Below are 21,271 nucleotides of genomic sequence, written 5' to 3' on the forward strand. Positions count from 1 at the left end.
TTTACTCCTTCAGCTTCGGTCGCGGCAGGAACTGCTCCCTCAGCAGCGGGACATCGAGTTTCACCGCGTGTCCGGCGTCGACGAATCCGAGGACGGGATAGCCCTCGACGTTCAGCAATCGCTGAACGGTTGCGACGAAACCCTCGATGTTGCGCCGGACACGTCCGGTCGCGGAGATCGCCGCCGCGAGCGCCGCCGGAGACATGGTGCCGCCTGCGGCGACGAGAGCGTCGATGACCGCGGCGACGACCTTCGCCTCCGGCGCTTTGCGGACATATTCCTTCTGCGCTGCATAGACCTCACTCGCCACCACCTCGCTGCCCAGGCCGACGGTGGTTCGGGGGGCGGCGGTTCGGGGGACGGCCGAAGAACTCATGCGGGCCTCGGTGCCGGTCGTGTCCTGACGCGACTCTGTCTCCACCGCGGCTCCCGCGCTCCCGGCTGCGGGAAGGGCCGCCCGTGTGGGCTCGGCTCCCGGCAGGGGTTCGCTCCACCATGCGGGGGTCGACCGCTCCCGCGGCAGCCCGTCCCAGCCCTTGGGCGTCTGTTCGGCGACGGCGACAAGGGTGAGCACGGGGACGGTCACCTCCGCGAGAGACGCGCCTCCGTGGTAGCCGGCCTTGCGTCCGGTGTACCGGATGTCCTCACGCCACGGCAGGACGACACTGCCGCCTCCTTCGAGGACCCGGTCTCCCCGGATCTCGATCTCTCCGTCCTGGGCCGGTCCGCCGGTCCGCCATCGCGGCGAGGCCGCTCCGGCTGCGGGCACCTCCGTGCTGCCGCTGCGGCTGCCCCGCTCCAGGACGTGTCCATGGTCGGCGACCAGCACGACCGGGCGTCCGTAGCCCTTGGCCGCTGACAGCAGGTCCCGCAGGTGGGTGATGTCGTCGAGGCCCCAGGTCGTTCCGCGTCCCTGTTGTCCCTTGTCGAGCGCGTCGTCGATGGTGTTCAGGACCACGCCGACGACCGCGTCGGAAGCGAGTGCGCCCATGAGCTCGTGGGCAAGAGCGTGGCCCGTCTCGCCACCGATGTCCGCCTTGTGGAAGAGGGCGGCTTCCTTGCGGTGCCGCTTCCAGAAGGCGCGGAAGCCTGCTGCCTCCACGGACTGCCCGCCCTGGACTGCTTCTCCGGTGAGGAGCGAGGCACGGCTCGTCCGGGTGACGGAGGGCAGCATGGATACCGCGGCCATCCGGCCTGCCGACTGTCCGTCGGCCGGTCGCGGCACGACCTCCCGCCAGCCTTCGCGCTCCGTCTCCTCACCGAGCTGTATGGCGACCGCGCAGCTCATCCCGTCGAGTACGACGACCAAGGGCGCTCCCGCACCGGCCAGCGGACGTACGGCCGTCTCCAATACGTTCTCGATGACCAGGGCGCCGTTCGGCTGGTGCGCGCTGGCGTGCGCGGACCAGGCCGCGAGGTGGCGGGCGAACTGCTCGTCGAGGCGTTCTCTGCGCGCCCGGCCCTGCTCGTAGAGGCCCTGCAGTTCGCGGCCTGTGGCCAGATCGCCGCCGGGGTCCCCTGCCCACAGGAGGGTGAGCGCGCGGTCGGCCCAGCCCCAGTCGGTGATCTGGGAGCGGATGCCGCTCTCCACCGTGGGCACGGCCGGTTCGGGCTGTTCCAGCCAGCGGGCGATGCGCACCGCCATCTCCGCCACCTGCACCCGGTCCGGGTAGAGCGCGGCAAGGCCGTGTCCTGCCAGGTCGGCGAGCGCCGTCTCTCCTGCCGTGGAGGAACGGCGTGCTTCGGCGACGGTCCTGCCGAGTTGCGCGGCGAATCCGGTGGGCAGGAACCGGCTCCTGGTGAGGGTCTCGGCCAGGCCTGCTGTTTCGGCCAGCTGGTCGGCACGATCCAGTACGGCGAAGACCTGTCGCCGGGCGGCCGGGCTGGTCCTGGCCTGGGCGATCCAGCGGGTCAGCGTCCCTTCCACCGCGTCGGTGAAGGCGCTGAGGGCTGCCCGGCGGGGCATGACCTGGCCGAAGAGGCTGCCGATCGTGAGGGCGGTGTCGGGAGCCACAGCAGGGTCCCTCAGGACCGCCGCGAGGACGCCGAGCGCCATGGCGTCGTGGCCGAGTCCGGCTTCCGCGAGGGAGAGAAGCACTGGTGCGGCAGGGCCCGCCGTGTCGCCGAGCCACTTCTTCAGTTCGGTGCGTTCGATGACGGGGAGTTCGGCAAAGCGGAGTGGGCCCGCCGGTGTACGCGACCAGGCGAGCAGGGTGTCGGTGTCGAGCGTGGGCGGCTGCGCCTGGGGGCCGGCCCCGGGTCCGCCCTCGCCGGAGCCGAGGCCGAGCCGCTGTACGGCCAGGACACGCAGTGCCGTGTCGAGAGTGAGCAGCCCCCCGACGCGCGGCCAACCGGTGTCGGAGGGTTCGGCTTCCAGGAGCGCTTCGAGGAGCCACTCCATGCCGTACATGCGGACATCAAGGCCGGTGGCGCCGAATCGCTGGGTGACGACCTCCGCGTTCTCGACAGTGAGCGTGCGGCGAAGAATGGCCTGCCCGCGCAGGTCCCAGCCGAGCTGCTCGTCGTCGACCCCGGTGGTGACCACGAGGACGTCGCCCGGTCCGGCCGTGTCCCGGTGATCGTGCCAGGCGGCCGTCACGCCGAGGACGGAGGATTCGTCCCGGACCTGCACGCGGCGGGGCTCGTCCTCGACGGCCGTCGTGAACCGGGTGGGCGCTCCTGGGAGGTAGCAGCCGTGGATCAAGACCAGGCTGCGTTCGCGCAGGCTGTCCTTGTGCGCGGTCAGGAGCGCTTCGACGGTGCGTCGCCCGACCCGCGGCGCGGCAGGGGCCATCAGTCTCCGGTCCCTTCATTGTCGCTGCCCTCGGCGGCGATCGGCTTCCAGGTGACCTGGACCCGGCTGTCGGGGTGGGCTACCAGAAAGGTGCGGATCTCGTCCTCGATGCGGGTGACCGTGGCGGCCAGAGTCGCTTCGAGCCGCCTCGGTTCCACCACATGCACAGGGTGGGAGGTATCCGAGAGGCCCGGGTGCGCGGGCGCGGACCCGGTGCCCGCACCGTCGGCGGGAGGTGCCGTGACGGGCGGCGTGGGGACGCGCGGATTCCCGTGCTCGGTGAGACTGACGTCCTGGGCGGTGCGCTCCGACGACACCGCGGGCTCCGGAGGTACGACGGGCGGGGCTGCCTGTGCGAGCCGGGCCACCTCGCGCATCAGCGCCTTCGTGCTGTCCCGCAGCCCGTCCAGTACGGGAACGAGCGAGGACTCCTCCTCGTGCTCGTTCGCGGTCCGGGACACCTGGTCGAGGAGCCGGGCGGCTCGCTCACCGACGCTGTCGCCCCGGTTCGTGAGGGAGCGGACCGTGTCGAGGTCCTCTGTCCAGTCGGGCGAGCGCAGCGCGGTGAGCACTTCGGGGGCCTGAACAAGCGCTGCCCCGATCTCTCCGTCTGTGACGTCATACGCCGCGGCAGCCAGTTCCCTCACCAGGGCGGCCGGGGAATCGGCGCGCAACAGGCGCGCGACGAGATCGGCCGCCGCCTTCATGGACTTGATGCGCGGGGCGTCCGCGCCCCCCGGCCCTGCCAGGCCGAGACGTGCCGCGTTGTCCTGCAGCAGGGTGCGAGCATCGCCGACCGCCCGCTGATTGTCCTCGGCGACCTTACGGACCTTCTCCGCGAGAGTGGCGACGTTACGGGCGAACAACACCCGTGAGACGGTCTTGCCGAAGATCTTCCCCGCGCGTCCCAGGGCGGTGGTGAACTCGTCCTCACTCGGGAGTTCCACTGCTCGGAGCCCGTATCCCTGGCCGATCCGTTCGAGGTCGGGGGCCTCGGTCAGGGGCGAGGTCTGGTAGACCCAGGTGCGGTCGTCGAGCAGGGCGTAGGTCGCGATGATCAGGTTGCTGACGTTGCGGTCCAGGCCGGTGTAGCCGAGCTCCTCGATCCAGGTACGGATGTCCTCCACCGACAGGTCGGGGCCGACGTCAGGGTTCTCCGCGGCCTTCTTGTTGATCCGCAGCCGCCAGTCGTTGGTGACGTTGAGCGGTCCGTCGTGCACCTCGCCGAGACCAAGGGCGTGGACGATCTTCCGTACGCCGGCCAGCTGGTGTCCGTCGACGACGACGCGGCGACTGCCGTCCGCCATGGCCCGGTTGATCCACGTCAGCGTGGTCTTCAGCTCTGCTTTGGTGATGGCCTTGCGGGTGAGGCGCGGGTCGAAGTCCGGGTGCTTGGGGTGGCATGCCGCGAGGATGCCGTCCGCGAGAAAGTACAGGTTCTCCTCGAAGCTGACGGCTGCCTCGGGGTTGGTGCGGGTGAAACCGGGCTGGAGGGTGAGCAGGTGCTTCCCTTCGGGCACCTCGGCTCCTGTGGTGCCGGGCTCGGCCCGGGCGATGCCGTACACCTGCTGGAGCGCCTCGGTGAGCTGACCGGTGAGATTGTCCCTGGACGCCTTGAGCTGGTTACGGATCTGGGCGCGTTCGTCGGCAGGGCGCGTGGCGGTGTGCTCTTCGAGCCGGTCCCGCTCAAGCAGGTAGTTGATCTTGAGGAGGCGTCCGAGGTTGCGGCTCTTCTGCTCGGAGAGGAAGTCGGACAGCCAGACGACGGTGGGGGCGGACTTTCCGGCCCGCTTCATCCGGTCGACCCGCTGTACGTCGTCCATCGGCGAGTGGTCGCCGTCGTCGAAGGGGTAGTCGATGACGATCCTCAGGTCGCTGCCCAGCTGCGGCCTGAACTGCTCGTCGGGCAGATGGGGATCGCGGACATTGCCGAAGACGAACTCGGCCGTGCGCTTCGTCCCGCGCCACACGACGTCCCGTATGCAGACGAACGCCTGGGTGTCGGGGACTCCGAGCGCAGCCCACAGCTGGTCCTTGATCCACTGACGCCGGTAGCCGAGCTGGTCGGCGACACCCTGCACCTCTTCGAGGAGCGGTTCGACGTCGAGGTCGGACAGGTGCAGATGGAACACCGGATCGGTGCTGTCGCCCTCGCTGCGCAGTTCACCGTCGAAGCCCTCCGACTGCAACTCGAGGAGTCGCTTGACCGCGACCGAGCCCGCGTCCCCGACCCGGGTCCGGATCGTTCCGTGGTTCAGGGCTGCGAGCTTGCCGCCGGTGAGCCGGGACAGGGCGGGCACGTGCGGGGCGAGGGCGGCGAGAAGCAGCGTCTTGACGAGCCGGTCGTCAGTCTGGAACCGCTTGTCGTCGGCCGAGCCGTACTTCGTCAGGAGGTGGTCGCGTACCCGCTCATGGAAGCGCCGGGCGGTCTCCGCCTCCGCCTTCAGCTTGGCCGTGAACGCCTCGCCGGTGCGCTGTGCGATGACGTCCCACAGGTCCCCTATCGGGATGAGTTCGCCGAGCTTGAGGTCGTCGAGGCGGCGCCCGAGGAGTTCCTGTACGAGCTTGAGACCGGTCCGCTCTCGCTGCAGCGCCCCGGAGAGGTCGACCAGGACGTTGAGCAGGGCGGGCGACAAGGGGTAGAGCGTGCGGAAGTCGTCCCAGTTCGCCTCGGTGCGGCCTTGTGCGTCGAGCAGGACCTGCCGCACCTCGTCCCGGGACGACTCGACGAGCTTGAACGCGTCGTCGCGCGCCTGCTCCATACCGGGCCGCGGGGCGAGGACCCGGTGCTTGATGATCTCGACGAGGTTGCTGTCCTCCAGCTCGACGACGTCGATCCGCCCCGCGAGGTAGTCGATCTGCTGCTCGAGGTTCTGCACTTCGGCGCCCGCGACGTCCGCACCGATCAACTGGGACAGGTCACGCTGGCGGGAGATGAACGACACGATCGGCACCGGCCGGTCCCCGTCGCCGGACTCGATCAGCTTGACCAGCCGCTGCACCTGGTCCCGGACGAAGTCCTGCTCCCCCATGTGCGCCTGGAGCCAGAGAATCAGCTCGTCGAGGAAGAGTACGACGCCGTCGTAGCCGCGGTCCTTGGCATGCCGTGAGATGACCTTCAGTCCGTTCTCCAGCGGAATGAAGGAGTCCTTGTCACCGCGGGCCGCTTGGGCGTACGCCGCCATGGGGCCGCTGACCAGCGCGGACACCAAACGGTCACGTTCTGGATCGCCGGCCTTCGCCGCAAAGGCCTCGTCCAGCTCGGCGGTGCTCCAGTCAACTGGGACGGCGATCTCGCCCGTGCCCGCGTCGATCAGTGGCACATCGTCGGCATCGTCCTCGTTCGCCACGGCGGCTTGCGCCGTCGGCGCTCCGACTCCGAGCCACTGCCGGAACTTGTCGTCATCGGCGAGGAACTCGCGCTGCCGCTGCGCATCGGCGAGCAGCGCATCGGCCCGGTAGACGGCGGGGGTCGGCGCTTCGGGGTGGAGCTGACGCACGGTGTGCACGTATCCGCCGAGCAGCGCGGAGTCCAGGTCCGCGGAGCCGACCAGGTGGTAGGGCACCATCAGGAAGCGGCTGCTCGGCAGCCAGTCCTGGTGTTCGGCCAGGGCTTCAGCGAGGCGGCGCTTGGCCTGGGCCGCCGGGTGGTTGTTGAGCGCCGCATGCAGCACGGTCAGGAAGTGGCTCTTACCGGCACCGAACGAACCGTGCAGATAGGCGGCGTGCGAGTCGCCCGTGCGCACGGCGTCGGCGACCAGACCGAGCGCCTTGCGGAACTGCTTCTGCAGCTGCTCGGTGACGACGTACTCGCCCACCCGCTCATCGGTCTCGCTGAAGCCCTGAGAGAGGTCGACCTTGAAGTTTCCGGCGTGGACGTCTTCCTTGACGGCGATGACGTCACGCAGGACGAGCTCTCTGGTCGACATCAGGCGATCATTCCCTCACTCGGCTGGACCCCGGCTGCACCGGTGACACGCTGCTGCTGCGCGCCCCCGCCAATCTTGCCAGGCCATACGTGTGCGGAACCGGCCCTTCGTACCCTTCACGCACCTGTCGATCACTCTGCGCAACCTCTCGTACCCCGGAGGCCACTCCACCTCACGCAGCGTTGCACCCGGGGCCAAGGGCCAGCTCTCCAGCCATGGCCGACTCGCGCCCTACCCGGCGCTCCACCTTGCTGCTCCCCTGGAGAAAGGGCTGTCGGCGCCCTACGAGGGGGAGTGCTGATGGGTACGTCGTCACGGTGGCCGGGGCCGAGAGGGAACCCCGGTACGCCGGCCGGCGAGTGGAGCCGTGTCGGAAGGCGTCTCTCGGCATGGCGTTCTGGCCGCCTTGAGGATCTGGAGGTGATAGCCGAGGACTGCTTGGGCGTCCTGCATCGCACTCTGCGAGCGGACCCGTCCGCCTTCGGTCTGCGGGACGCCGCCTGCGCGGCCGGCGAACGGCTGACGACCGTCATGGACACCCTCGCAGCGGGCCGGGACACCGCTGAAGGCGGTCCGCCTGATCCGGACGGGAGTGACGCCCGTACGGGCTTCGCGGCCCGGCTCGTCCGAGCCGTGGGCGGTGAGGGCGGCACGGTCGCTGACGCGGCAGTACGGCGGGCGGCCGCGGCAACCGCGGACCGGCTGGCCGCACAGCATCCAGAGGCGCTCGCCGCAGACGGCAAGGGTTGGTCCGGCGACCTGCTCTGCCTGATCTACCAGTGGTTCTTCGCGGACGTCGTGGCCGAGTTCCTGCGCGGCGTCATCGCCGAGAAGATCAAAATCGTGGTCCCGGTGCTGCCGCTGGCCGATCCCGAGGACCACGTCGCGGACTGGGTCGCCGAACAGGTACTGCACCTGGTGCCAAATCCGTGCGAGGAGGCTGAACATCTCAAGAACGCGGTGGAGCAGGCCGAGGACGCGGTCACCGCCTTCGAGGATCCGGCGGTCGGCACGCTCGCGCAGGTCGCGCGGGGTCTGGTCCCTCGGGCGGTGGGCGCCGCGCTCGGCCTGGTGACCCCGTCCGGCTCCGCCCTGGAAGAGGGTCCGGACGCTGCACCGAGCGAGGGGACACCTGCCGCATGACCGAGACACCGGCCTTCCACTTCTGGCTCTCCCACCCTGGTGCTCCGGCGCCCGGCCCCGGCTGGCAGCCGCTGAGCGACGCCCTGTACTGGGAGTCCCCTGCCCGCGCACCCGACCGCCGCCACCTCCTCGCTCCCGCCCCGGACTGGGCGGACGACCTCCAGCGGGTGGCCCGTGCCGTCTTCGCCGCGGACCGCTGCACCTCGCGGGAGGAGACGTTCGACCGCTGGACCCGGCACATCCGCCTCTCCGTCCCGGTCACCGCTCCCGACGCGTGGACCCGCGCTCTCCCGCACCTCACCGCGCTGCTCACGACCGTGACGGGCGACCGCTGGGAGGTCGAGTTCCGCCCCTACGACGCCAACGCGCGGCCCCGATCCCGCCCGCTCCCGTTCGGCCCCGAGGAGTACGCCGGTGAGGTGGCTCTGTTCTCCGGCGGCCTCGACTCCCTCGGGTGGGCGGCCCAGCGCGCCACGGTACGCAGCCCGCGCGCCCTGCTTCTGGTCACCTTCGAGGAGCGGAACTTCGAGTCGCTCCAGGACTACGTGTTCGAAGCCGTGTCCCGGCGGCGTGAACGCGACCTGCGCCGCCTTGAGCAGAGCCAGACCGTACGCAAGCCCAAGGACGCCACCTTCGCCCTCGAACGCTCCACCCGCTCACGCGGTCTGCTGTACGCCGCCACGGCCGTACATGCGGCCGCGGCCGAGCACGTCCCTCTCGTCCACATCCCGGAGAACGGCCAACTCGCCCTCAACCCGCCTCTGTCCGCCGCCCGTTGGGGCGCCTGTTCCACCCGCTCGGTGCATCCGTGGACGCTGCACCATCTCAACCGGATCATCGAGACGATCGCGGACCGGCCGGAGCAGGCGGTCCGGGTCGTCAACCCCTTCGCGGCACTCACCAAGGGTCAGGTGTGCGAAGCGGCCCGGGACGCCGGCCTGCCGCAGGAAGCCCTGGAGGCGACGCTGAGCTGCGGCACGTCTCCCGTGCGGCAACACGGGCGGTCCCGGCTGCGTCGCCTGCCGCACTGCGGCCTCTGCTTCCCTTGCCTGGTCCGCCGCTCCGGCCTGCTGCACGCATACGGCGAGGACCGCACTCCGTACGCGGCCGACCCGTGGGACCCGTCCTTGGACGCGGACCTCGCCGAGCACTGGCTGGCCCTGAGGCGCTGGCTGGACACGCCGTGCACGGTGCTCGACCTGGTGGCCGATGTCCCGTTGCCGCCGGAGGTCCGCCCCGCGGAACTCCTGGCCGTCGTCGAGAGCGGGCGGGAGGAACTGCGGGCGCTGGTCGCACAGGCGCCCGCGGTGCGGCGGTCCGCCTGATCCGCTCCCTGCCGTTGTCGCTCTTCACGACCCGACCGGCTCGGTCTCCGCCCATACGGTCTTGCCCGGCCCCGTCCGGTCGTCGACACCCCAGCGGTGGGCGACGGCCTCGATGAGGGCGAGCCCCCGGCCGCCGTCGGCGTCCAGGTCGGCCATGCCGACGGCCGAGGGATCGGGGCGTCGCGGGTGAGTGTCGGAGACCTCGATCCGTACGACGGCGGTCTCGTGCTCGTACAGCAGGCGCAGCTCGAAGTTCCGCCCCGGCACCCGCCCGTGGCGGGCGGCGTTGGCCGCGAACTCGGCAACGAGCAGGGCGACGGTGTCGTGGAGCGGAGCGCCGGGCGGGATACCCCAGTCGCCGAGCTGCGCCAATGCGAACCGGCGCGCGAGGCTCGCGCCGAGGGAAGTCGCGGGGAACGCTTGGGTGAACACACGTACGGTTACAGGCGGTTGAGCCTGCGGAGCTGTCATGGGCCCAGCCTTCCGGGCAATTCACCGCAGGTGACAGGAACGCCACTGGTACAGATCCATCTGTATGGGTTCACACACTGGACTGGTCGGGTAACTCCCCGTAACCATGGACAGGTTGACCGGGCGCGAAAGGCGGGGCGGCGATGACGGCGGACCACGACAGCGGCACATCGGCAGGCGGTGGCCCCGAACTGTCCGACGGCCTCAAGACGTTCGGGGCCGCGCTGAAGGCCCTCCGAGAGGCCGGGGGCCTCACCCAGGAGGAGTTCGCACCCCGCGTGGGGTACTCGGCGGCGTACATCGCCAAGTTCGAGCAGGGCAAGCGGTTCCCGCCGGAGAACCTGCCATGCCGGGCCGGCGAGGTGCTGGGACCGGTCGCGGAGAAGGTCCTGACGGCGACGGCGAGGAGCCTGCGGAGGAAGGCCGGGCTGGCGTCGTGGTTCCTGCAGTGGGCGGGGATCGAGGAGGAAGCGATCACGCTGTACGCGTATGAGTGCCGGGGGATTCCGGGGTTGTTGCAGCCGGAGGGGTATATCCGGGCGATCTTCGACCGCAGGCTGCCACCTGTGACCGAGGAGCAGCTTGAACGCGAGGTCGCCGCTCGGCTGGACCGTCAGCAGCTCCTCGCTCAGCGGCCGAACACTGCTTTCAGTTTCGTCATCGAACAAGCGCTCCTCGAACGTCACTTGGGAGGAGCCGAGGTCACACGCAATGTCATCGACCACCTGCTCAACATTGGCAGCCAACGCAACGTGGAGATCCAGGTCATGCCCCTTCGCCAGGAAGACCACACCGGCGTCGACGGTCAGATGTACCTGGCAGAGCGGCCTGGCCACCAGTGGATCGGCTACGTCGAAGGCCAGCGCTCTAGCAGCCTGATCACTGCTCCGGACGACGTGAGCGTGCTTCTCCAACGCTATGGCAAGCTGCGTTCCCAGGCCCTGGATTGCCGGGCTACGGTGAGCCTGCTGGAACAGATGCGAGGAGCGCTATGAGCACTACTGAAGACTTGGACTGGTTCAAGAGCAGCTACAGCGGAAGCGAAGGCGACAACTGCATCGAGGTCGCCGTCCGCTTGGACGGGGTCCACGTCCGTGACTCCAAGGACACCGCCCTCCGCCCCTTCACCGTGACGCCCGATGCCTGGTCGGCCTTCACTACGTACGCGTCCGGATCCTGACGCCTGGGCAGGTGAGGCGGCAGATCCCTGCCGCCTCATGAGGCTCCTGCTCCCCTACTCCTCGCCCAACTCGACCTGCTCGACGGGCTCCTTCTTCGGCGCGGCAGCCTTCCGTCCGCGCGGCTTCTTCACCGGCCGCCACGCCTCCAACTGCGCCTCACCCACACCGTGCCTGCGCAACAGCGCCTCATAGTCGGCTTCAAGCACCTCGGCCGGCACCTCGTCGTCCCACTCCGCGTCCGGCTTACCGTGCCACTGCTTCACCCACGGCATGACCTCCCGCAGCCCCGCGAGCAGCGGAACGATCCGCTCGGTGCCCCAGCCGTCCCTCTTGGTCCGGGCATCGATCAACTGCGACAGCACCTGCGCCTGATCCTTGTGATCCCACCCGGCCCACCCGAGCATCAGCGTCGGATCCCCGTCCGGGCTCGCATCGGGATACGAGATGAAGCGTTCCTTGGGCACATCGAGCTTGCCGCGGTTCGTCCAGTAAGAGAACCGCAGGAAGTCGGACGTCTTGTACTTGTTCGGCGGGTCAATGTCCCTGCCCACACCGTCCTTGTCCTCTTCCCGCTGGTCCGCCCAGACCTGCTCCCACTGTGCGCGGATGCGTAGCCCTGAGTCCTTGTAGCGCAAGGCCGCGAGAAACGGCACGTGTTCATCGGCGATGACTTCGGTGAGTACCTGCGCAAGCGGGAGATCCGGCATGCCGAGATGGTCAGAGGCGTACAGAGCCGCTACAGACACGAAGTCCGCATCCGAACTCAATCGGTCAGCAAGGTAATTGACCGTCATCGACCGCGGCTGCTTCATCCCGTCCCGCAGCTCGTACCAGAGCTCACTGCTTTCGCACCGGTCGAGCAACCAGGTCCGCAGCGCGGCTCGCTCCTTCTTCTCCCACGACTCGGCGGCCCACCGTCGCTTGCACTCAGGCCGCTCGATCAGGCCAATGTCCTTTGTTCGCGAGGCGATGATGTCAAGCCGCGCCTGCACCACAGTCTTGTACTCGTCCGGCCAATGCCCAGGGATATCCACGATCGGGGTCGCACCATGGCGGTCGAACCAGACAGTTGTCGTCTCTCCTTCAGCCACGCGCCTGGCAAGCGAGATCTCAAAAGCCCGCTCGCCCAAAGCGACTTCGGGAACCTCGTAGGAGGCGGGCAGAGTCACCCGGTCCACTTCAGCCGGAGTCAGCAAGCCGTAGAGGCCGTAGACAGTCCAATCGAGCTCTTCCTGAAGTGCGATCATCCGCCCTCTGGCAGCTTCGCTACCCCGACGCGCCTGATCAAGGTTGGCGCGAAGTGGAGTCTCGCGCCCAGCTACAGCATCCGGCTCGCTGTCCGCCAGCTCGCTCGCCGAAAGGTCCAGGGAGCGCCCAAGCTCAAGCGGCAGAGCTCCTGGAAGGGGGAACCCCTGAAGCTTGGTTCCAGTGAACTCGTAGAACCGCTCCCATTCGTCATGCATGAATCCACCAGTTCCTGACTGGCTCCCCTTATCATGGCTAACCTGCTTCAACCAGAAGCAAGCCGTCGACGAATTGAGCACCCCCAGTAGCTCCAGGTATCGATCCTCGATCACCCCAACTGGCAACTTGATCACGGGAGCTGTTCGAATACATGCCACCTCTCGCCGGTTGAGGGAAAAGTGGTTATGAGTGGAAACGAATGGATAAGTAAGAAAGACGGGCGGATCCAGACGGCGTGAGTAGAATTCTCGAAACTCGGTCCACTGGATCCCTTCAATGTCTTGGATGGCGATACCGAATCGCTTGCGCGAATTAAGGTAGCTGCGCGTCCGCCACAGACGACGAACCATCGGGGATTCGGCAGGTAGATCTACCGGCTTTAGCTTCTGGCTGTAAGGCCAAAGGACGACATCCTTATCAAGCACTCTGTAGTCGCGAACCACCTCTCCGGAAACCAAGGGGCGATTCATGAACCGTTCATCCCGCGAAGCTACGTGTCGCGGAACAACGAACGAATCATCGTCGCCAGTAATACTCACAAATCCTAGGTCGGCTTCCCAATCTGAAAGCCTTACTCGCTCTGCATCAATTGCATCAAAGACGCTGCCAGCACCGCCGCCAGCAAGTGACCAAGGATATTTTGCGAACCCTAGCCGGACCGTGTTCTCCACCGAAACCCAGTCCGACTCACTCCCCGGCCGCCCCACCTGCTCCACAATGGCCCGCCATACGTGCCCCTCCGCTTCCTTCCCCTTGTTCGGCTGCACTGGCTCCCCCCGAACCCCCAACACCGCCCGAACCGTCCGCTCGGGACTAGGAATCCGGTTCCGCCCTACCAGAATCACCGTAGGCGTGCCATGCCCCGGGATGTACGCCCCCGACGTATCAATCACATGCGACAGCTCGACCCGGTTCCGGAAGAAGACCTCGATGAGCTTCTTGCCGAACTCCCGCTTCATGAAGGAGTTCGCCGTGATCTGCCCGACGAACCCGCCCCCTCCGAGCCGTCCGCCTGGCCCCCTGACCGCCAGGTCGAACAGTCGCGCCGCGAACGGCACGGAGAGCGCATACGTCCCCGCGCACACGTCCTTGTACGCAGCCCGGTAGTTCTCGTTCTCCTGCTTGTCCTTCACCGTGATGTACGGCGGGTTCCCCACCACCACGTGATACGAGCCCCGCCCCAGCAGATCCGCCCGCTTCGCGTACTCCCACACGTCCTCCGTCGCGTACGCGTACGCCTCCCCGTCCTCACGCCCCACGACCGCCTCCGCGAACAGCGAGTCCAGGTCGATCTCGGTCTGGATGCCGGCCGCGCCCCGCCCGTGAAGGAGCGAGTCGCCGACCGCCACGTTGATCGGGAAGGGCCGCATCTCCGCGAGCCTGTGCACACCAGCGGCCTTCATCGCGGCGACGAGCAGCCGGAAGCGCGCGATGCTCGCCGCGAACGGATTCTTGTCGCAGCCGTGGACGGATTCCAGGGAGCGCCGCACCAGGGTCCAGTCGTCCGTACCCGGCTCCGCCGTACGCCACTTGTCCAACAACCGGTGGAAGATGCCGAGCAGGAAGTGCCCGGACCCGCACGCCGGGTCGATGGTCCGCAGCCCGCGCAGCGGCTCACCGTCCGGTTCCAGGGGGTCCTCCCGTACCGCGTTGAGGCCGAACTCCTCGATCGCGGGCTCCAGGGTCAGGTCGAGGATGAACTCCTCGACGAACTCCGGGGTTTGGAGCAGCGCGTACGTCTTCCGGGCGTGCTCGCTCAGGTCCTGGTACAGGTCGCCGAGGAACCGGGTGTTCCAGTCCGGGTCCGTGAAGTCGTAACGGATCTCGCCCGCCGCGCCCCACCTGCGCCAGAACGCGAGCAGTTTCGTCGCCGCGTCGTAGCTGGGGGTGATGCTCCACAGCGGGTTGTGGTTCTCGTCGAAGAGGCCCGCAGCGGCGGCGTTCGTTCCGGCAAGGTGACGGAAAGAGGCGATCAGCCAGTCGCGGTCGTTGAGTTGGGGATTCTCGCGGAAGAAGTGGTCGTGGCGGGCCTCCGCCTCGGCAAGACGCTCACCCGGGCCGGCGAGGAAGGGCTCCTCGATGAGTCGGTTGTCCTCGCAGAAGCGGACGAAGACACAGGCGAGGACCCAGGCCGCCGCGGCCTGCGTGACCCGCTCGTCGCGCCAGGCGGCGTAGGGGGCCGCGATCCGCTTGGCCTTCTTGGCCTGCTGGTACTCCTCCTCCAGACGTTCGCGGAACTCGTCGACCGTCTCGCTGCGGGCACGCAGGTCGTCCTCCAGGTCGAGGACCTGCCGCTTGAGGTCCTTGACCAGGGCCTCCTTGTCCAGGCCTGCCGTACCCGCCGTCTCCACAGTCACGTTCCGCTTCTTTCTCACCGCACCGCATCATTGCCCGCCGCGCATCCCGCGGCCAGGCCCTTCAATCCTGCCAGCCTTGATAACGGGCCAGGTGCCCCACGTGCGGAAAACCTCCCCGTACCCTCTGCCCTCACCATTAAAGTGATCGCCGTGACGGCCCCGACCATCCCGATGCCTCCCCCGCACACCTTCCTCAAGGCGGGACACGACCACTACAAGGCAGCGCTGCAGTTGTCGAAGGATGCGAAGCTCACCGGTCCCGCCGACCACCTCGCCGGCCTGGCCGCGGAGTGCGTGGTCAAGGCGATGCTGATGGATTTCTTCGGTGCAAAGCAGGACACCCCGTACGGGAAGCCGTACTCCCAGAAGACTCCGCAGGACAGGCGCACCTGGCACGAGCACATGCCCAAGGTCTGGGACCATCTCCAGCTCATAGCGTCGGGCCATCGGGGAAGCCTGATCCGTCAGCAGCTTCCGGCCCAGAACCCGTTCAGCACCCCGTCCGACGAATGGGACGTCTACCACCGATACCGTGACGGTGACGGCTTCCCCTCGGGGCGGCTTCCCCGCCACCTGGCGACTGTGCTCGGCCTGATCAATGCCTACGACTCGGCGAAGTGACCCAAGGAAGCGACTGGACGTCATGACGGAATCCACCCGATTCGACGACGCGTGGGAGCAGGCGTGCACTCTCGCCCGAACCACTGCCGCGGACGGTCACGACGTCGTGCTCGTACGGGACCTGTCCGGCCGCTCCACCTTGCTGATCGACGACCGGGACGACGAGCTCGCACCGGACTCCGACCGCCTCACTCAGCTCCGACAGGCGTTCCGTGAGCAGCTCGGCCCCTTCGCCGCGCACAATCCCGTACAGACGGCCGCCGCCATGTTCTCCGCGGACACGTTCTTCGACGCACCCGAACTGATCGTCCTCGAGGAGCGGGGGGAGGACCTTCAAGGCCGCGTCGGCGTGCTGGAGCGCACCATTGTCGGCGCCGACTGGTCCGGCCCCGGCACAGGCCCGGAGCCGGTCTCTTCGCGAGCATGGCCCCGTATCGCCCTGTACGGGTTCAAAGGCGGGGTGGGCCGGTCCACCGCGACCGCAGTGCTGGCCCGACACCTGGCCGAACTGGGCAACTGCGTGCTCGTGGTCGACCTCGACCTCGAATCACCAGGCGTCTCGAACCTGCTCGCCGACCCGCGTGCGGCCTCCCGGCACGGCATCGTGGACCACTTGGTGGAGTCGGCAGTCGGTAACGCGGACGGACTCGATCTACTCGCGAAATCCTCCCTCACCCCGAAGGACGGCAACGGAGAAATCTGGCTCGCCTCGGCCTCGGGCACCCCGCGCAACGCGGAACCGTACGACTACCTCGCCAAGCTCAACCGCATCTACAGCGACCTCCCTCCCGAGGTTCCGGGCGCAAAGCCCAGGCCTTTCGCACAGCGTCTTGAGGATGCGATCGCCGCCTGCGAGCAGCAGACCGAGAAGAAGAACGGTCGTCTTCCCGACGTCGTGCTCCTCGACAGCAGGGCAGGAATCCACGACATCGCTGCCGTGACACTGACCCGGCTCTGCGACCACGCCCTGCTCTTCGCGGTCGACAACCCTTCCACCTGGGAGGGCTACCGCATGCTCTTCGAACAGTGGAAGAAACAGCCCGACCAGGCGCGCGTCATGCGAGACCGCTTGCACATCGTGGCAGCGATGTTCCACTCCGCCGGAGACATAGACCGTCTGAACACGCTGCGCCGACACGCCTACGACGCGTTCGTGGCCACCCTGTACGACCTGCCCGACGACGACACCCCCGAGCCGTACCTCCCGGTCGAGGGCGACGTGGACGACAAGCCGTACGCCCCCGTCCCCATCTTGTTCGGCAACGACCTCGTGGGGCTCGATCCGCAGCGCAGCCCCCACTGGACGAAACTCCCGTTCGTCCGTGCCGCCTATCGGGACTTCCTCAGCGCAGTGGAAGAACTGGTCCACGACCCGTACGAGGATCTCGCATGACGGACCCGAAGACCCTGGCCCGCCGCAACCTCATCGTCGAGGCGCTCCGCGGCGCACCGGACGCCAACACCACCACCCCTGACCTGCACACCATGTTCACGCCGTCATCCCACCGGGAGGCGCTGGCCCCGGATGTCACCGTGGTGCGCGGAGCACGCGGAACGGGCAAGACGTACTGGGCGAAGGCGCTGACCGACCCAGTCCTTCGCGAAGTGGCCGCCCGCTCCTACATCATGCCCAGGCTCAGCCACACCGAGGTCCTCACCGCTTTCGGCCTCAACGGAGGTGACGAGCCGGTCTTCCCCGGGAAGCGTGCCATTGCCTCCCTCGTCCAGGACTTCGGCAAGGAGGACAACCTGGAGCCGAAGGATCTGTGGTCCGCGGTCGTCCTCATGGCACTGAAGGTGCCTCAGGTCGTCGCACTCGACAGCTGGATCGAGCGCATCCGATGGACCGCCCGAAACGGAGACGCGTACGAGAGCGCGCTGCGCAAGGCGGACCGAGAAGCCCGTGAGCAGAACAAGACCCTGATCCTCCTCTTCGACGACCTGGACCATCTCCATTCGGAACGCCGGCACATCGATCTGCTCCTTTCCGGACTGTTCGAGGTCGCCCTGGAACTCCGCCTCTCCACCACCGCTCTGCGCGCCAAGATCTTCGTACGCCCTGACATGTACGACAGCGCACCTCGCAACTTCGCCGACGCCTCGAAACTGGACGCGAACGCCGCCGACCTCTCCTGGAGCCGGGAGAACCTCTACGGGCTGTTCTTCCACCAGCTCGGCAACCACGCCTCGGACCAGGCCAAGGCGTTCAGGGACTCCACCGAAGGAAAATGGCGCTTCGAGGAAGGCCGCCACATCGCCCCGGTCGAGGTACTCGCCGACCAGAAGGCGCAGGAACGCCTCTTCGTCACGCTGGCCGGCCCCTTCATGGGAACGGACCGCCGCAAGGGACACACCTACACCTGGATCCCGAACCATCTGCAGGACGGTCTCGGCCGGATCAGTCCACGCACCCTGCTCTCCACGCTACGGAAAGCAGCTCAGATCACCGCCGAAGCACATGCCACCCATCCGCTACCTCTGTACTACGAAGCCATCCGCGAGAGCCTCAGCCATGCGGCCAACACCCGGGTCCGGGAACTCGAGGACGACCTCGCCTGGGCAGCACTGTCGATCAAGCTCCTCTCCGGCACACAGGTACCGATGGAACCGTCCAACGTCCAGTACGCATGGAGCTCGGGAGGCTTCTCGGCCGAACTCCGCAAGGTACTGGAGGGTGAGAAGGCAGGAAGCGGGCCCCAGCACCCCGACAGCCCTGTCGCGCTCCTCGCCGAACTGGAGACACTCGGTGTGGTCACCTACCGCACCAACGGTTCCGTCGACCTCCCCGACATCTACCGGCTCGCCTTCAACATCGGCCGCAAGGGCGGCGTCAAACGCAGCAAGGTCTGAGCGCTCCCGAGCCGGGCACCCGACAGTTCAGCCGTCCTGACCGAGCGGCTCCCCGAGCGCCTTCACGAACTCCGCATCCAGGTGCTCTTTCTCTCCATCGCCCGCAATCACCTCGACCGTCCGCCCGTCCAGGCGCGGCTGCTGCGACCGTGTCTCGACCGGACACAGCAGCCACAGGCCGTACGGGACGGTCGCCGGTCGGCGTGCCGCACTCTGAAGACGGGTCAGGAAGCCATGGCCGCCCTCGTCCCAGTAGCGGGCGACGAGGCCGGCGTCGTAAAGGAAGAGGATCGTCCGGGGCTCGGCGGCCCGCTCCAGGAGGGCGTCCGTTATCCGCTGCCAGACGACGCGTGCGAAAGAGGCAAGGCCGGGCTTGATGCGGCCGGGGGCCGAACTGCTGTCGGCGCGCAGGAACTTCTGCCAGTCCTGGCCCTTCTCGTCCGCCAGCTCCCGCAGCATACGCAGGAACATGCCCGCGACATCAACCGCGACGACACCCTCGGGTTCGAAGGTCGCCGCCACCCGCTCCGCCGTCCCGACGAGCACGTCGCGCTTCACCGTCAAGGCGAGGAAGCCGCCGCGCGCGGCCCGCTCGGTGAGGCTGGCACGCAATGCACCGTGCGGGTCTTCCCGGTCCGAGCGCGAGATCGGGCGGGGCGGAAGATAGCTGGTGTGGAAGCCGGTTGAGGTGCGGCCCGCGGGCGGTGCGGTTCTGCGCGGGAAGAACGTCAAGGTCGTGTGGTCGTACCGCAGATCGAAGCGTGCCGCTTCGAGCGCGTCCTCGAGCTCCACATGGGTCGGCTCGCGGCCGCCCGCGAGGAGGTCGAGGTCGGGGAACCGTGCCCGCAACCGTGCGACCAGACCGGGGACCATGATGCCCCGGTCGTGCCGGACACCGGCTCCCGCCTGGGAGATGCGAAGTGCCCGCTCCAGACTCAGATCCTGCGGGTACAGCTCAAGGCGCGGGGTGACCGCGGTCCGAGCGGCGACCGCGGCGGCCAGTGCCACGAGTCGGGTGTCCGCGAGTGGGGCGAAGCCGTCGGGAACCGGTACTGCACGCAGATCACGCAGGACCTCGGTACGGCTGGGCAATGGGTCACGCCTGGCCAGCTGATGGGCACAAGCCCCCAATAGAGCGCTGTAGTCGGCCAGTTCACGGGGGCTCGGATCCTCGGTTCCGGGAAGCGACTCGGCCGCGATGAGGATCGCTTCGCCACGCCGGTGCACCGCGAGCCGGGGCTCATGCGGTACCGCGCTCTCGGTCCCCGCACTGTCGCCCCCTCCCACCACATCTGCGGTCTCGGCCTCGACGGCGGCCCGGACCACAGCGAGTGATCTGGCCAGGATCCGCTCACTGGTGTCGCTGTCCGCTCCGTGGCGGGCACGCAGTTCGGCGGCAGCCTCCACAGCGGTCATGACGCGCCCGGCGGCAGTGACGATGTCGACCAGCTCAGCCCGTACCGGTGCGAGCCAGGCCGCCTCGGCCCACTGTTTGATCTCCATCCGATGGTGCCGCGAGACCGGCGGCTGCTTGATACCCAGGTGCTCGGCAATGCGTGCCTGCACCGGCCAGGCGCCCAGCGGAGACAGCCCGCCCTCCTCGGGCGGAAGCCCGAGCGTGAGCCGGACCACGCCCTCGCGGTGCGAACCCTTGCGTCCCGGCTCGGGGGTGAGCAGGGCTGCCATCTCGTCTATCGACAGGATCCGTTCCGGAGCCGAGCCGTCCGCCGTGACGACATCCGCCACCGCGCGATCGACGGACGCGGTCCGCGGAGACCTTCCGTCGGAGGCCGGAAGGAGCGCTGCCGCCCATTGCTTGCGCCGCCGGTTCAGTTCCTTGCGGACCAGCGCACCTGCGCCGCGCGCCCGGGAGATGACGTACGGCTGAAGGTTCAGCAGATCACCGACACGGTAGGCGTGCAGGTCGTTCGCGACGGACACCGCCCGGGGAGACAGACCGGCGGCCTCCAGGAGTGTCGTGGTGTCGGCGGCTGCCGCTGCCCTGTCCCGGTCGCTCTCCGGGTCCTCGGAGGTGGCGCCGACCGTGGTCGGAGTGGTGGTGGGGCCAGTCGAGTCCGCGGTGCGGAACACCTGCCGCCACTCGTCCCGCATCTGTGTGAGGGTCTCGAAGCGGTGCTCGGTGTCGCGGTGCAGGGCTCTACGGAAGAAGCGTGCGAGCCCCTCGCTCAATGCCGGTTCGAAGAGTTCGACCGCGATGCGGAGGGCTGCCGATTCGTTGGTGAGCGGGTCATTCTGCCCGTCGCCCCACACCGGTCGCTCGCCACTGGCCATCTCGTGAAGGGTGACGGCCGCCGCGTACCGCTCAGCGTGATCGTCGTAGTGGGCGCGGCGCATCGACCCGAGGAACGGGTCGAGATAATTACGGGTACCGGCCTTGATGTCCCGGTCAGAGGCATCGGTGAGTGAGAAGTCGAAGAGCTTCAGCTGCCAGGTACGGTCCTTGCGGCGCTGGACACCGAAATTGTCCGGCTTGATGTCACGGTGGCGCACCCCATGACCGGCGAGCTGGTCAAGGGCGTGGAACAGATCGTCCGAGAAGCGTTCCAGCTCGTGGTAAGTGAGACGGCCCTGGCCTCGGAGTCGCTCACCGAGAGACTGCTCGCCGGCGTACTCCAGCTCCAGAACCGTACGCCCGCCGATCTCCCGCAGGCCCTGTCCGCGCAACTGGACGACCGCTCCACCACCGACCGTGCCGAGCACTCGCTCCTCGGCCCGCAGTCTGCCCGCACGCTCCTCGTCGAGCGCCACCTTGAAGACGTGCTCGTCGATCTGGACGTGCCCGTCCTCGTCCTCGGTCGCGCGCTCCACGAGCAGCGCACGGGCAGTGGCCCCGGTGCCGAGAACCCGCCGGACCGACCATTCGGCGTCGAGTGACTGACCGGGCAGCGCCTCCAACGGGTCGACACCGGTCGAGGCCGGGGAGTCCGGCAGCACGCTGGCGCGTTCGGCCTCGTCGAGGAGGTCGAGGAATTCCTCCACCGAGCCTAGGCGATCATTGACATCGGTCCGGGTCGCCTGGAAGACGAGATCGTCCAGGGCATCGGGCAGCCCATCCGCCACCGCGAAGAGACGCAGGCCCGAGTCCGTGCGCAGACGGTCGCTCAGCGCGCTGCGC

Annotated in this window: 12 protein-coding genes; 7 read left to right on the plus strand and 5 right to left on the minus strand. The window is 68.2% G+C overall.

Translation table 11 applies throughout. The annotated features are described in order from the left end of the window. Position 1: 1 nt before the first annotated feature. Positions 2 to 2,794 (minus strand): BREX-2 system phosphatase PglZ, encoded by a 2,793-nt coding sequence (gene pglZ / locus ACFTZL_RS03690; RefSeq protein ID WP_382577803.1) that lies wholly within the window; start codon positions 2,792 to 2,794, stop codon positions 2 to 4. After that, positions 2,794 to 6,723 (minus strand): PglY protein, encoded by a 3,930-nt coding sequence (locus ACFTZL_RS03695; RefSeq protein ID WP_382577805.1) that lies wholly within the window; start codon positions 6,721 to 6,723, stop codon positions 2,794 to 2,796. Before ACFTZL_RS03695 ends, pglZ begins: the two co-directional genes overlap by 1 nt. Positions 6,724 to 7,143: 420 nt before the next feature. On the opposite strand from ACFTZL_RS03695, the gene ACFTZL_RS03700 reads away from it, so the two are divergent. Further along, the gene (locus ACFTZL_RS03700) at positions 7,144 to 7,866 is read left to right on the plus strand and encodes a hypothetical protein (protein WP_382577807.1); all 723 of its coding nucleotides are present in this window, start codon (positions 7,144 to 7,146) and stop codon (positions 7,864 to 7,866) included. Beyond that, entirely contained in the window at positions 7,863 to 9,191 is a 1,329-nt protein-coding gene (locus ACFTZL_RS03705) for a 7-cyano-7-deazaguanine synthase (RefSeq protein WP_382577810.1), read from the plus strand. The genes ACFTZL_RS03700 and ACFTZL_RS03705 overlap by 4 nt, the downstream gene beginning before the upstream one ends. Positions 9,192 to 9,215: 24 nt before the next feature. Here ACFTZL_RS03705 and ACFTZL_RS03710 read toward each other — a convergent pair whose 3' ends face one another. Continuing rightward, positions 9,216 to 9,662, minus strand: coding sequence for an ATP-binding protein (locus ACFTZL_RS03710; RefSeq protein WP_382577812.1), 447 nt, complete (start codon positions 9,660 to 9,662; stop codon positions 9,216 to 9,218). Between the two features lie 143 nt (positions 9,663 to 9,805). Between ACFTZL_RS03710 and ACFTZL_RS03715 the strand changes: the two genes are divergently transcribed. After that, positions 9,806 to 10,657 (plus strand): helix-turn-helix domain-containing protein, encoded by an 852-nt coding sequence (locus tag ACFTZL_RS03715; protein ID WP_382577815.1) that lies wholly within the window; start codon positions 9,806 to 9,808, stop codon positions 10,655 to 10,657. Next, complete coding sequence (locus ACFTZL_RS03720) at positions 10,654 to 10,842, plus strand: DUF397 domain-containing protein (RefSeq protein ID WP_382577818.1); 189 nt, start codon at positions 10,654 to 10,656, stop codon at positions 10,840 to 10,842. Before ACFTZL_RS03715 ends, ACFTZL_RS03720 begins: the two co-directional genes overlap by 4 nt. Before the next feature lie 54 nt (positions 10,843 to 10,896). Here the strand turns inward: ACFTZL_RS03720 and pglX are convergent, their stop codons facing one another. Next, on the minus strand, positions 10,897 to 14,664 hold the full coding sequence (pglX, locus tag ACFTZL_RS03725) for a BREX-2 system adenine-specific DNA-methyltransferase PglX (RefSeq protein ID WP_382577820.1): 3,768 nt from the start codon (positions 14,662 to 14,664) through the stop codon (positions 10,897 to 10,899). Positions 14,665 to 14,814: 150 nt separating this feature from the next. On the opposite strand from pglX, the gene ACFTZL_RS03730 reads away from it, so the two are divergent. From ACFTZL_RS03730 to ACFTZL_RS03740, 3 genes are read left to right on the plus strand one after another with little or no spacing between them, the layout of a single operon-like run. Next, entirely contained in the window at positions 14,815 to 15,285 is a 471-nt protein-coding gene (locus ACFTZL_RS03730; protein ID WP_382577823.1) for a hypothetical protein, read from the plus strand. A gap of 22 nt (positions 15,286 to 15,307) precedes the next feature. Next, on the plus strand, positions 15,308 to 16,678 hold the full coding sequence (locus tag ACFTZL_RS03735; RefSeq protein ID WP_382577824.1) for a KGGVGR-motif variant AAA ATPase: 1,371 nt from the start codon (positions 15,308 to 15,310) through the stop codon (positions 16,676 to 16,678). Further along, entirely contained in the window at positions 16,675 to 18,135 is a 1,461-nt protein-coding gene (locus ACFTZL_RS03740; RefSeq protein ID WP_382577825.1) for a hypothetical protein, read from the plus strand. The genes ACFTZL_RS03735 and ACFTZL_RS03740 overlap by 4 nt, the downstream gene beginning before the upstream one ends. Before the next feature lie 27 nt (positions 18,136 to 18,162). Here ACFTZL_RS03740 and ACFTZL_RS03745 read toward each other — a convergent pair. Continuing rightward, positions 18,163 to 21,271, minus strand: a 3,109-nt coding sequence (locus tag ACFTZL_RS03745) for a BREX system serine/threonine kinase PglW (RefSeq protein WP_382577828.1), incomplete at its 5' end; no start/stop codon positions are given.

This window comes from Streptomyces sp. NPDC056948, assembly GCF_042674225.1.
Lineage (GTDB): Bacteria > Actinomycetota > Actinomycetes > Streptomycetales > Streptomycetaceae > Streptomyces > Streptomyces purpurascens.

Excerpts from the sequence above, each read along its gene's own strand:
- ACFTZL_RS03735 (WP_382577824.1), top strand. The coding sequence starts at position 15,308 with ATGACGGAATCCACCCGATTCGACGACGCGTGGGAGCAGGCGTGCACT.
- ACFTZL_RS03705 (WP_382577810.1), top strand. The coding sequence starts at position 7,863 with ATGACCGAGACACCGGCCTTCCACTTCTGGCTCTCCCACCCTGGTGCT.
- ACFTZL_RS03720 (WP_382577818.1), top strand. The coding sequence starts at position 10,654 with ATGAGCACTACTGAAGACTTGGACTGGTTCAAGAGCAGCTACAGCGGA.
- pglZ (WP_382577803.1), bottom strand. The coding sequence starts at position 2,794 with ATGGCCCCTGCCGCGCCGCGGGTCGGGCGACGCACCGTCGAAGCGCTC.
- ACFTZL_RS03740 (WP_382577825.1), top strand. The coding sequence starts at position 16,675 with ATGACGGACCCGAAGACCCTGGCCCGCCGCAACCTCATCGTCGAGGCG.
- ACFTZL_RS03710 (WP_382577812.1), bottom strand. The coding sequence starts at position 9,662 with ATGACAGCTCCGCAGGCTCAACCGCCTGTAACCGTACGTGTGTTCACC.
- ACFTZL_RS03695 (WP_382577805.1), bottom strand. The coding sequence starts at position 6,723 with ATGTCGACCAGAGAGCTCGTCCTGCGTGACGTCATCGCCGTCAAGGAA.
- ACFTZL_RS03715 (WP_382577815.1), top strand. The coding sequence starts at position 9,806 with ATGACGGCGGACCACGACAGCGGCACATCGGCAGGCGGTGGCCCCGAA.